Origin of the sequence: Acinetobacter venetianus RAG-1 = CIP 110063 (assembly GCF_000368585.1) — a bacterium.
GTDB lineage: Bacteria > Pseudomonadota > Gammaproteobacteria > Pseudomonadales > Moraxellaceae > Acinetobacter > Acinetobacter venetianus.
On record NZ_KB849557.1, the window covers coordinates 72,493 to 85,412 of the forward strand.

Below are 12,920 nucleotides of genomic sequence, written 5' to 3' on the forward strand. Positions count from 1 at the left end.
GTCTTCATTTGAATTGTGCCGCCTATGCACCTGAAAACACCTTTTTTTATACAGATGAGTTTTCTTCTGCTACTCAGTTTTTTCATTTTACTCTGGGTTTTTCCTGTGGGTGGATCAATTGACTTATATCTCATCCAACCGTGGGTCGGTACATTTGGAGACTTTGCACTCAAAGGTGATTGGTATTTGGCAAAGCTAAATCATAGCTATGTAAAACAGATCATTACCGTTGTGTATGTGACCTTTTTTATTTTATGGGCACTGTCTTTTAAAGTCGAAAAATTCAAAGCGAAACGTTGGCAATATGGCTATATGTTTTGGGTCAGCATGCTATGTACTTGTATCGTTGGCTTTATGAAAGCGCATTCGGCTCACGCCTGCCCTTGGGCAATGACACATGAAACTGCGACAGGATTTGTATGGGATTTTTCAGCTACCGCAGGCCATTGTTTCCCAGGTGGGCATGCAAGTACTGGCTTTGCACTCATTACAGGCTATTTTGTTTATCGACTTGATCAAAAAGGTCGTGCATGGTTTTACTTATTTGCAAGTGTCATTTTAGGCTTTGCAATGGGATGGGCACAAATGATGCGTGGTGCGCATTTCTTAAGTCATAATCTTTGGACGGGATGGATCTGCCTTGCAATTAACTTTGTTGTTTATGCAATCACCTACAAACGCCATCTTGCAAATAGTACGACCATTTCCATACCTCAATCTAAGCTTGATGTGGTAAAGTGACCTCCTAATGGAACGGTTATAATCACTTAGGTATAGTTTGTTGCGAATGGATGACTTTCAAGAATTTCTAGAAACCGCTTTAGTTACTCAGCAAGAATCAATTAAAGCGTACACCTTAGACTCTGGGAAAGTGTGGTTAAAGAAAGCGTCTGAACGTCATGGTTTGTGGTTATACACGCCTCTAAAATGGTTGGCCAAAATTTTTAACTTGGGTGCAATCATGCCTGTTCCGAATCAAGGTGGTTCGGCAGCGATTCAATGTGAATACAATCGTATCCAACAGCTCAAAGCATTGGGAGTGTCAACCCCAAATGTTCTAGCGCTTTCCAAAAAAGGCATACTCTTAGAAGATCTTGGTTCGCAACGTCAAAGCAAGGTAAAGCAATTAGACCAATCCTTGGCACGTTGCAAAGATGATATTGCAGGCAAATTAAACTTGTTTACTCAAGCGATTCAAGCCATCCAGCATGTACATTTGCAAGGTGGATATTTAAGTGAAGCTTTTGCTCGCAACATTCTGGTAGACAAAGATACTCATTTTAGTTTTATTGATTTTGAAACAGATCCAGCATCTGTGCTAAGCCTACATGATTGCTATGTTCGAGATTGGTTGTTGTATATTTTCTCTACTGCTTATCACTTCGAGTTTGAACAGCTTTCTGAAGCCAGTCAAATTCTATATCGAGCATTACTCGCAGAGCCGCAAGTCTATAAAGACATTTGCAAAGTGGGTAAGCGCTTAAATTGGGTTTTACGTTTAAATGTCAGTCGTGTTGGCAATGATGGCAAACGCATCCAAAAATGCGTGCTGTTTTTACGCTATTTAAGAGAACATGGCGAAGTTAAATGATGATCACATATTAACTTGCTAGCAACTTATCCGTGACGCTCAAGCTTTTTAGGCAAGCGAACTGTCACTAACAATCCGCCCAAATCAATACTGCGCCCCAATTGCAACGTTCCACCGAGTCGCTGAGTCGCTTTGTCAACAATAGAAAGTCCTAAACCACTACCCACTTCAAGATGATGATGAACACGGTAAAAGCGCTTTAAAACTTTGTCATAGTTTTCAGGGGCAATTCCTGAACCACTGTCTTCGATTTGAATACAAGCATAATCCTCATTCTCGTTATAAACTGAAATGTTAATGATGCCCTGACTTGGCGTATATTTGATTGCATTATCAATCAGATTGAAAATGATTGAATGCACCGTCGACTCAAGACTTTGCATCTCAATCACATCATTTCGTTCAAAACCAAGATCAATTTCTTTCTGCATAGCGAGATTGACCAGTTGCTCAACACAGTTCAAAGCAACATCATTCAAACGGAATAGCGTATTCGGCTCGATCAACATCAGACCGACATCTTGTTTTGCCAAAGCCAAGAGTTGAGTGACCAAATGCTGAATACGTGCCAGTCCCTTACTTAGATTTTTTAAGGATTCATGTTCTGGGAACTGACTCATCAAAATCTTAGTCTGTAGATTCAATGCAGTTACTGGCGTACGAAGCTCATGCGCAGCATCTGCAATAAACTGCTTTTGTTCCGCCTGAGCATGTTGAATTCGCTCGAACAGATGGTTCATTTCCTCAATGGTTGGGATGAGTTCTTGAGGATATTCTTTACTATCAATCGGTGCTAAGCCATCCGAATCACGTTGCTGTAATTCTGCTTTAAAATCATCTAGCGGTTTGAGACTCAGGCTAATAATAAAAGCCAAGATAATAATCGCAAATGGTAGTAGCAACACATAAGGAATAAACATACTCCCAGCAAGTTCCCATGCGAAGCTTTTACGGACTTGCTCCTGTTGACTGACTTGAATTTGATAATCTTTTAGCGGAATAACATAAACGCGCCATTTGCCTTGTGGTGTTTCTTGGGTATAGAAACCCGCCTGTTGCACTGGTGGAATCAACAAATGGGTTTGATGCCATAAATGGCTTTGATCCTTATACGCCCAGATATCGACAAGTAGGTCTTCTTCATGATAGGTGCGATGCAACTCAACCTTACTTGCAACGGGCGTTAGAGGCTGAGTTGTTGAACGTTCTGCCATATATTGCATTTGCGTATCAAGAATTTCATCTACTTCATGCAAGGCAATTTTATAAGCAGTAAAAATCAATAAGCATCCAAGCAATAAACTAAAGATTGATGTGCCCCAAATGAGCCGTTTTTTTAGCGAATATTGCTTGGGTGTTTTCATAAGTCTTAGGGTTGTCCCAGTCGATAGCCTAATCCACGAATCGTACGAATGAAGTCTTTACCTAGTTTTGCACGCAAATGGTGGACATACACTTCAATTGTATTACTCGTGACTTCACTATCAAAATCATACAACTTATCTTCAAGGTTTGCTTTGGAAAAAATCTTATTGGGATGCGTTACCATTGGAATAAGAATCGCCCACTCACGATTTGACAACTCGATTTGCTGACCTTTGAACGTCGCTAAATGCTGTTCGACATCCAAGACTAAATCGCCACTTTTCAACAGTTGCGAATTATTTTTCAATTGCGTCATTGCTGTATTGCCACGGCGTAACAATGCATTGATACGGGCAAGCAATTCATCAAATTCATAAGGTTTAATCAAATAGTCATCTGCTCCCTGATTTAAACCTTCAACACGATTTTGCAGTTGGTCTCGCGCCGAAATAATCAACACAGGCAATGCGCTTCGTTGACGAATTTGACGCAAAATCTGCATACCATCCATTAATGGCAAACCAAGATCGAGTAACACCAAATCAAAATCTTGCTTTGATAAAAGCGTTAACCCATCTACACCGTTATTGACCCATTCCACGTCAAATTGATGATATCGCAATAACGTCAATGTCGACTCTGCAATCATAAAATCATCTTCGATCATCAAGATTTTGGTCATGATTTCATCTCACTTATGGATTTGAGCATGTAGCTAACATGTCATTTTTAGGGTCAATTACTTTGGTTTTTACGTCTAACAAACTCAACATCGTTGGGAATAAGTTATCTTGGCTTAATTCCTTTTGACGTTGTTGCGACAAACAACTCATTTGTTTCTGTGCCTGTTGTTTCCACGCATCAGAGAACCACATTAGCATCGGCACATGTGTTTGCTGAGATGGTGCAATTGCATAAGGCGCGCCATGTAAATACATGCCACTTTCACCCGTCGACTCACCGTGATCAGACAAATACCACAAACCTGTTTCGTATTGGGTTGCTGTCTTTAGGGTTTCAATCAAAGAATCTAAAACATAATCCGTGTAGAGCAAAGTATTGTCGTAACTATTTAATAATTCATCACGAGAACAACCTTGAATCGCATTGGTATCACACGTTGGTTTAAAGACTTTATATTGCGGTGGAACGCGTTTGTAATATGCAGGCCCATGACTTCCCATTTGATGTAATACAACTAAATGCGGACGTGTGTCATCCTTCGGAATCGTCGCTAAGTATGCTTTTAAACTATCAATTAAAATATCATCAAAACATTCTTCATCTTTACACCATTTCTTTTGAATGGGTTCTGGAATTTTGAACTCTTCAACACGGTCACACGTTCCTTTACAACCAGAATTGTTATCAATCCATGTCACTTGATAACCAGCTCGCTTCGCAATATCTAGCAATCCTTCACGATGATTCGCTAGACTTTCATCATAATCTTCGCGTGGCATACCTGAGAACATACACGGCACTGAAACTGCCGTTGCCGTTCCACATGAACTCACTTGAGAAAAATTGATAATGTCTTGTTTCGATAATTTAGGGTTGGTGTTCTTGCTATAGCCATTTAAAGAGAAATTTTCTGCACGCGCAGTTTCACCGACGACTAGAACCATTAATTTAGGCAACTTGGATGCATCAGTTTTTTGCATCGTTGCATCTTCACCATAGGTTACGAGCGGAAGATTTTCTTTAGGTGCTTTCTTTTTATAATAAGACGCAAAAGATGCAATCATATTTTGTGGTGAGATCATACCTTTCAAATCACGGTTTTCACGGAAGATTGCTGCAAAATCAACATAGAAAACAAAAAGCAGACCACCTACCATTGCTAAAGAAACAACAGTAGCAATTACTTTCTTGAGCAACTGACCAACGATAGGTTCAGATTTTAGTTTTACCAGTAAAATCGCAATGATTGGTAAAACCGTCATCCCTAAAGTCCAAACAACCAAATGCCAAGACCAAGTATCACGCGCCTCTGCCATATCTGTTTGCATCAGATTTTGCACTTGATCAGAAGTAATCAAGACACCTAAAGTGCTCACTGCATATGAAGCAAATCCACCGATAAAAACCAGTGCAATTGCAATTGGCTTAGCCGTCCACTTCCAGTTGAATAACTGAAAAATAAAGTTATACAGTGCAACAACAACCAAAACCGAAGCCGCAACAAATAGACCTGCTTTGATGCCTGTATAAGGAGTAAGGGATTGAAGCTTTTCATAAAAAGCGATATTCAGGAAAACCCCTAACCAAATTGCAAGCAATAAGTTAAAAGTAAGCAGTGAAATCGGCCTGATCTTGAGTTTTTGTAGCAGCATAATCATCACAATCTAAAAAGAAAATTCTTAGCTTCACTAAGATAAAAATTGAAACTTAAAAATGACTTAAACTAAATACTTGATGTTTCACAATACTGCTGATTGAACGCTAAAACTCGTATCATGACGCTAAAAATTATTTATATGAAAACAATAATTTCCTTATACCCGATCATTCCAAACATCGTATTATTTTATTGTTAACAAGCCATCCAGTGGATAAGGCGATTATAGTGTAATGAAGAAAAATTGAAATAAAAAAACACCCTATAAGCAGTACTTAAGGGTGTTGTTTTAAGCTAAAGTATTAGAACTTGAACTCTAAACCTAAACCTGCAACAGGTTGCTTGTCTTTCTTACTTGCTTGTTCAAGAGTCAAATACCCCGCATAACCATAAGTTTTAACTTGTTTGTTAAAAGCATAGTCTGCACCAGCGATAATTTGCTTCGCTTTAAAATCAGATGAGTTATCTTTAAAACTCGTATCATTTTGGCTGTACTGACCTTTTACCGTCCAGTTTTTCGCTTGAGGAATATTATATTCAGCGCCGATTAACCAACCTTGCGCATCATCAATATTTTCAGAACCTGCATCATTGCCAGCAACAGCTTCTACTTCGGAGGTTTGGTACATTGCTTTTAACGCCAAACCATCAATTGGATTCACACGACCAATGGCACGAACAGTATTCGCTGCTGCAAATAAAGATCCACCACCAATTTCAGGTTCAGCAGCATTTAACATACCTCGTCCTAAAAAATTACTTGGAATTGCTTTGTCATAAGCTAAAGCTGCCACAACCATTGGGTTTTCATATACAACAGAAGCAGACCATGCATCACCTAAACCACGACCAGAAACTTTAGCTCCACCGCTAGTTTTCTTAATCCCAGAAGATTCACCTGTTGCCAGTAATGCGTTGAATTTGAAACCACCATCTAAAAGTTTCACTGCTGGTGATTCATATACAACCACATTATCAATACGGTTTTCGCCTGTGAAGATCCCTGTTACATCCGCTTTATTTGCGACATAGTTATTGAAGGTATCTACGACGCTTGATAATTGTTTCAATGGCGTATCATGCTTACCGATTTTAACAGTACCCAATTGACTGTCTTTTAAACCTACATAACGGTTACGTTGAGTCCAGTCACTACTATCACCATCAGCACTAAAACCCCATTCTGCAGCGTATACAGCGCTTAAACGGTCAGTCAGTTTTTCATCACCCTTTACGCCGATAAACGAACTATTTGAACTAATTTCCCAAACATCTTTATTCGATTTAGTTGCATTTTTTTCTGGTAAATAGTCAACGCTAGCATCAATCTCACCGTAGATTGTTGGCGCTGCAAAAGTTGATGTTGCAAGTAAACTGAGCACTGCTGCTGTTACAATTTTGATTTTCATTGTTGACATCCTAGTTAATTTGTAACAAATCCTACACATTAACTTTATATGACAAAACAATTAAAATCTTATTTATTTATTCTATTTTCGACTAAAGTTTAATTTTTATACACGATAATCATTTACTGTAAAAAATAAAAAATATTCAATAATATTATTTATTATCAATATCTTATAAAAACAACCATTTCTTTAATTTAAGGTGATTCAAATCTTGGTAGGCAATTTTTTGATTTTATTGAAATAGGATCTTCATCTCTTTTTATCCATGTATACATCTGTTCAATATTTCAACTTATAACAACAAAAAAATTAATTTTGTAATAAATATCTAATGTGGTCTTGCCTTTTTCAACCAGTAATAAATCGGCCATAAGCAAATCACCGCGATCATACAAATCACAGTTAAATAACGAGTGTACCCTAGCCAATCCCCTATTACCCCACTCATTAAATAAAGCAAACCACTGATCGTTGCCATCACAGAAACCTGAAAAGTAAAGTCTGTGCCTGCAAAGTTTTTACGGCTGTATTGCATCACTAAAGTCAGCATCACGACCAAAAGCATTGCCGAACATGCATCTTCAAATGCATTGACAGCATACAACCACATCGGCGCGATCGGAGATTGATGCTCAAATGCATAAGCAAGATAACCGTAAGCGATAAGACTAAGTATTTTTAATATTGAAAATAAAATCAAAGCCGATGATCTAGAAAAATATCTGAGTAATAATCCTGCTATACCTGCACCAATCAATGCTGCGATTGCACCAAGCATGGTAATGTAAATTCCGATTTGCGAAAAACTCAGCCCCATATCAACCATTAACGGTTTTAAAAGTGGTCCTGCAAGCCCATCAGCAATTTTGAAGCTGATTAATACCATTAACCAAGCTTTTAACTCTACAGATGAACTAAAGTAAGCAAGATATTGTCGAATTGCCTGAAGTAGTGATGTCTGTATTTTTGCAATATCAGTAGAAGCTTTAGGATGAACAGGTTCTTTATAAAATAAGATCGCTAATGTATTTAAAAAGACAATCCCAGCCAGTAATAGAAAAGTTGCTTGCCATTGCAGCCAGTCCAGACTCCACAATACAGCACCACCACCGACAATAAAGCCAAGCCTTGAACCAATTACTTGGAAGGTATTGCCCCAATGTTGTTGATCAGTTTTAAGCAAATTAACAGCCAAACCATCTGTTGCAATATCTTGCGTTGCGCCTGTTAGATTGCTCAATAACAATAGAACAAAGAAGATCAACAAGTAACTTGGTTGATCCAAAGCTTGAATGGGGAAAAATGAAAGTAAAATTAAAATCAAAACACTACAAAGCTGTGTAGGAATAATCCAGCTTCGATAATGCCCAATATTAACACTCCCATTTCTTTCCCTGCCGAAAACGGATGGATAAGGTATGGCATAACGATCAACATAGGCAGCCCAAAATATTTTGATTGACCACGGCAGCATCAACAAACCAAAACCGCCGATATGTGCCAGTGAAACACCTTGCGCTCTCAAAATGACCGGCAAAGCATGTGTCATAAAGCCGACAGGTAGACCTTGAGCCCAATACAGTGAAAATAATAAGACATAAACTTGCCGTAAATTAGGCATGTATCAATTTCCTCGACAAGTGCTTAGTAAGTTCAAAAGTATCTAATCCTCTCAAAATCTTGACGATATTTTCTCATTTTTTGCCAATGCAGAGTATCTCATCAGCGTTTAAGATAATTATAGTTGTCATTATTTAGCTTTACTTATGCCACAACATTTTCCAGATTTACCCCCATTAGTTCCTCAACGTGGAACTCATTATAGTCGGGCTTTGTGTAAAAAAATCTTTTTAAGCCAAGGCTGGAAAGTTGTAGGCGATATTCCAAACCTACCTAAAGCAGTCGCAATTATTTCACCACACACCTCAAATATCGATGGATGGTATGGTTTTCTAGCGATTGGTGGCTTAGGGTTGAAAATCACAGTTTTAGGCAAAGATACGTTATTTAAACCACCTTTCAAACCACTTTTAGACTGGGCTGGACTGATTCCTGTTCACCGTGACAGTACCAATGGGCTAACGGAGCAAGTTGTCGCAACCATTCAAAAATATGACCGAATTTGGGTGGGTATGGCACCTGAAGGAACACGTAAAAAAGCAGAGAAAATGAAAAGTGGTTTCTACCATATTGCTCATGCAGCGGGTATTCCAATCGTGATGTTCTCTTTCGATTACGACCATAAAACCATTTATAGCTTAGGGGCTTTTACCCCAACAGGTCACTATCAACAAGATTTAGAAAAAATTATGAGTTTTTATGAAGGTCATTTCTCGCCGAAAAATCCACATTGGCTGGCTGAACCATTACAAAAACTTGTGAAAAAAAACTAGAAAGTTAAGGGCAAATCTGATCTGATGTGCCCATCTCCTCTGTCTATTTTATCTTCAACTGTTATGAAAATTGCTCGACTTTCTTGTTTGGCACTGCTTAGCCTTGCTTTATTCGGCTGTGATCAAGCAACGAAAAAAATACCGCCCACAACGACATTAAAAGCACGTGAACCAGTGATTGCACTGGCTTTAGGTGGTGGCGGTGCGAAAGGATTCTCCCACATTGGTGTGATCAAAGTATTAGAGTCTCATGGCATTAAAGCAAAAATCGTAACAGGCACGAGTGCAGGTAGCTTTGTCGGGAGCATTTATGCAAGTGGTCAAACACCATATCAAATGCAAAATCTAGCGCTCAAACTCCAAGAGTCGGATATCCGCGATCTTACTTTGAATAGCCAAGGCTTCATCCTCGGACAAAAACTACAAAACTATGTCAATGCTCAGGTTGGTAATAAGCCGATTGAAAAATTTCCAATTCGTTTTGCAGCAGTAGCAACCCGATTAGATAATGGTAGAAAGGCTGAATTCATCAAAGGTAATGCAGGACAAGCAGTTAGAGCATCATGCAGTATCCCAAATGTGTTTGTTCCAACCGTGATTGGCAGCACTAAATACGTGGATGGCGGCTTAGTAAGTCCAATTCCTGTAAAAACGGCAAAAGATATGGGCGCGGATATTGTGATTGCTGTCGATATTTCAGCACGTCCAACGGGTGACAAACCACTGAGTATGTGGGGATTACTCGATCAAACCATTAATATTATGGGACAACAAAGTATTAATGAAGAACTCAACCAAGCGACGATTGTGATTCAACCTAAAGTCGGACATTTAGGTGTGCTCGACCTTAAATCAAGTAATGAAGCCATTCTAGAAGGTGAGAAAGCTGCGCAAGCAAAAATCACGGCAATTCAAAGCGCAATTACTAATTTTAAGAAATCTCCAGCAGCATTTAAGCCTGCCCCAAGAGCAAAATTCTAAAAAAACAATCTTTGTATATTCATAAAGATAATGATCTGATAGAGTGCAAGAGGTGAATATTTATTCACCTCTACTCACTTTAATCACACGAGCAAATCTATGGAATTTGTAGTTGAGCCTTGGCACTGGTTTGTATTAGGGATTTTACTCATTCTTTCAGAGTTAATTTTGCCAGCTTTTGCCGCTTTATGGTTTGGCATTGCAGCCGTTATGGTCTGCATTTTGTTGTGGCTTTTCCCGATGATGGGATTTACAACCCAAGTAATTACTTGGGGAATTTTATCTATTTTATGCACGATTCTTTGGTTTAAGTTTATAAAACCACTTTCAATCGATAAAACCAAAGCTGGTTTGTCTCGTGAATCAACCATTGGACAAGTTGGCATGGTCATCCATACTGGACTCGATCATGGTCAAATTATTGTACGCTTTCCAATGCCTGTCTTAGGCTCTGATGAATGGAACTGCCGTTCAACAGCCGAAGTAAAGGTTGGGGATCGCGTTCAAGTTATTGATATTTTGGGTAATGATTTAGTCGTTCAACCACATAGCTCCGCATAAACACAAAGAGGGTTTTCAATGTCTGTCGGTACTATTGTTGTATTAGCGCTTTTCGCTTTTATTGGTACAACTATTTTTAAAGGGGTGCGTATTGTTCCCCAAGGTTATAAATGGATTGTACAACGCTTAGGTAAATACCATACTACCTTACGTCCAGGTCTTAACTTTGTCATTCCGTATATTGATGAAGTTGCTTATAAAATCACAACCAAAGATATTGTTTTAGATATCCCTTCTCAAGAAGTGATTACTCGTGACAATGCCGTCATTATTGCCAATGCTGTAGCATATATTAATATCACGACACCAGAAAAAGCAGTGTACGGGATCGAGAACTATACTTGGGCAATTCAAAACCTTGTTCAAACTTCATTGCGTTCTATCGTAGGTGAAATGGACTTGGATGATGCACTTTCATCTCGTGATCACATCAAAGCTAAACTTAAAGCTGCCATTTCTGATGATATTTCAGACTGGGGAATTACCCTTAAAACAGTTGAAATTCAGGATATTCAACCATCACACACCATGCAGGCTGCGATGGAAGCACAAGCTGCTGCTGAACGTCAGCGTCGTGCGACTGTGACCAAAGCCGATGGTGAAAAACAAGCTGCGATTCTGGAAGCAGATGGTCGTCTTGAAGCGTCTCGTCGTGATGCAGAAGCACAGGTTGTACTTGCCGAGTCTTCACAACGTGCCATTGAAATGGTTACAAGTGCAGTAGGTGATAAAGAAATTCCAGTTGCTTACCTACTCGGTGAACAATACGTTAAAGCGATGCAAGATATGGCAAAATCAAACAATGCCAAGACTGTCGTACTCCCTGCCGATGTACTGAACACGATTCGCGGAATTATGGGACGTTAATTTTAATTATCGTTCTGTATGCAAAAAGCCATGGTTCTCCATGGCTTTTTTATTCTCTAGATTTTTAAATAAGTCGCTTTAATTTAATTCTGATCAGCAAGCTGCTTAATCTTACGATCAAATACAAATGGGCCAAATGGTAATACTGCCGCAATCAACCCCATATTAAAGACTGATAAAGACCATTTCATGCGATGACATACCACAAACAACATCACGAGGAATAACAGAAATAAGACACCGTGCCCCATACCAATATATTTTACGAAAATTGGATTTCCCCAAATATATTTAATTGGCATTGCGATGCCGAGTAAAAGTAAAAATGAAATACCTTCAAGTGTGCCAACAATACGTAAAGATTGAATATTCATAACATGCCTTAAATTAACTTTGACGTGCCAATAAGAATTGAGAGATTGCAGTGAGATCTTTTGCGTCTTCACCAAAGAATGCCAAAGCTTCAAAGGCTTGATCATGTAATGTTTGCGCATAAGCTTGTGCTTGCGCTAATCCCATTAACGCAGGATAGGTGGATTTTTGCACCTGTTCATCTTTACCCGCAGTTTTTCCGAGTGTTTCGGTGCTTGCCGTAATATCTAAAATGTCATCTTGAACTTGGAACGCTAAGCCAATACTTTGCCCAAACTGGCGTAGCTTTGGAATTGCTTGATCAGTTCCAGCGAAAACCGTGACTGCACCCATCATAATTGCCGCTTGGATTAATGCACCTGTTTTATTGCGATGGATATTTTCAAGTTCGGCTTGATCGACCTGTTTGCCTTCAGCTTGTAAATCCAAAACCTGTCCACAAACCATTTTTGAACTGGCTGTCGCTAAAATTTGCATCTGCTTTAGTACAATTGCAGGATCAGTGCCCTGCCCTTGTTCATCGAATAAACGGCTACCTAGAATCTCAAACGCCATGGATTGCAGAATATCACCTGCCAATAAAGCAGTATCTTCGCCAAAAGCAACATGACAAGTTGGCTGACCACGACGCAGCAAGTCATTATCCATACAAGGCAAATCATCATGTGCCAGTGAATAACAATGAATTAATTCAACTGCAACCGCAGCACGTCGAGCAGCAGCAAAATGAGGATTTGGTTTTAATGCAGCTGCGGCATAACACAATGCTGGACGAATTCGCTTTCCACCTAACATGACCGCGTGGTGTACTGCGGCTTTTAAGGGTTCTGGAATCGAAAATGCAGCCAATGCTGTCAATAAATCTTGTTGAATACGTTGTTGAGCTTGTTTTAAAACATCCGCATTAACTTGAGAAATAGATGACACAATTGCCTCTGGAATTTAAATGGAAGAATAAATGACAGAACTTGTCAAAGTGGCGACATCATAACACTATTTATCTCACTAGATTGTGTTTGTATTTTTAATCCATTCAA

At 39.1% G+C, this 12,920-nt stretch carries 13 protein-coding genes; 6 read left to right on the forward strand and 7 right to left on the reverse strand.

The window, feature by feature from the left end:
• Positions 1–24 precede the first annotated feature (24 nt).
• Together F959_RS01865 and F959_RS01870 are read left to right on the forward strand one after the other, a co-directional pair.
• Positions 25–741 carry a phosphatase PAP2 family protein gene (locus F959_RS01865; protein WP_004877024.1) on the forward strand — a complete coding sequence of 239 codons (717 nt, stop codon included), beginning with the start codon at positions 25–27 and terminating at the stop codon, positions 739–741.
• Between the two features lie 46 nt (positions 742–787).
• Positions 788–1,591, forward strand: coding sequence for an RIO2 family protein (locus F959_RS01870; protein WP_004877027.1), 804 nt, complete (start codon positions 788–790; stop codon positions 1,589–1,591).
• A gap of 26 nt (positions 1,592–1,617) precedes the next feature.
• Here the strand turns inward: F959_RS01870 and F959_RS01875 are convergent, their stop codons facing one another.
• The 5 genes from F959_RS01875 to F959_RS01895 form a co-directional block, all read right to left on the reverse strand.
• Positions 1,618–2,955 carry a sensor histidine kinase gene (locus F959_RS01875; protein WP_017196893.1) on the reverse strand — a complete coding sequence of 446 codons (1,338 nt, stop codon included), beginning with the start codon at positions 2,953–2,955 and terminating at the stop codon, positions 1,618–1,620.
• 5 nt (positions 2,956–2,960) lie between these two features.
• Positions 2,961–3,638 carry a DNA-binding response regulator PmrA gene (locus F959_RS01880; protein ID WP_004877031.1) on the reverse strand — a complete coding sequence of 226 codons (678 nt, stop codon included), beginning with the start codon at positions 3,636–3,638 and terminating at the stop codon, positions 2,961–2,963.
• Positions 3,639–3,651: 13 nt separating this feature from the next.
• Positions 3,652–5,292, reverse strand: a complete 1,641-nt coding sequence (locus F959_RS01885) for a phosphoethanolamine transferase (RefSeq protein ID WP_017196892.1) — start codon at positions 5,290–5,292, stop codon at positions 3,652–3,654.
• 307 nt (positions 5,293–5,599) lie between these two features.
• Positions 5,600–6,706: a porin gene (locus F959_RS01890; RefSeq protein ID WP_004877036.1), complete on the reverse strand. Its 1,107-nt coding sequence runs from the start codon at positions 6,704–6,706 to the stop codon at positions 5,600–5,602.
• A 331-nt stretch (positions 6,707–7,037) separates the two neighbouring features.
• Positions 7,038–8,330: an MFS transporter gene (locus F959_RS01895; RefSeq protein WP_004877039.1), complete on the reverse strand. Its 1,293-nt coding sequence runs from the start codon at positions 8,328–8,330 to the stop codon at positions 7,038–7,040.
• A gap of 145 nt (positions 8,331–8,475) precedes the next feature.
• On the opposite strand from F959_RS01895, the gene F959_RS01900 reads away from it, so the two are divergent.
• From F959_RS01900 to F959_RS01915, 4 genes are all read left to right on the forward strand, one after another.
• Complete coding sequence (locus F959_RS01900; protein WP_004877042.1) at positions 8,476–9,102, forward strand: lysophospholipid acyltransferase family protein; 627 nt, start codon at positions 8,476–8,478, stop codon at positions 9,100–9,102.
• 63 nt (positions 9,103–9,165) lie between these two features.
• Complete coding sequence (locus tag F959_RS01905) at positions 9,166–10,083, forward strand: patatin-like phospholipase family protein (RefSeq protein ID WP_029424891.1); 918 nt, start codon at positions 9,166–9,168, stop codon at positions 10,081–10,083.
• Between the two features lie 99 nt (positions 10,084–10,182).
• Positions 10,183–10,644: an NfeD family protein gene (locus F959_RS01910; protein WP_004877046.1), complete on the forward strand. Its 462-nt coding sequence runs from the start codon at positions 10,183–10,185 to the stop codon at positions 10,642–10,644.
• 18 nt (positions 10,645–10,662) lie between these two features.
• Complete coding sequence (locus F959_RS01915; protein WP_004877049.1) at positions 10,663–11,511, forward strand: SPFH domain-containing protein; 849 nt, start codon at positions 10,663–10,665, stop codon at positions 11,509–11,511.
• An 83-nt stretch (positions 11,512–11,594) separates the two neighbouring features.
• On the opposite strand, the gene F959_RS01920 is transcribed toward F959_RS01915, so the two are convergent.
• On the reverse strand, positions 11,595–11,885 hold the full coding sequence (locus F959_RS01920; protein WP_004877052.1) for a DUF3817 domain-containing protein: 291 nt from the start codon (positions 11,883–11,885) through the stop codon (positions 11,595–11,597).
• Positions 11,886–11,898: 13 nt separating this feature from the next.
• Complete coding sequence (locus F959_RS01925; protein ID WP_004877054.1) at positions 11,899–12,810, reverse strand: polyprenyl synthetase family protein; 912 nt, start codon at positions 12,808–12,810, stop codon at positions 11,899–11,901.
• Positions 12,811–12,920: the final 110 nt, after the last annotated feature.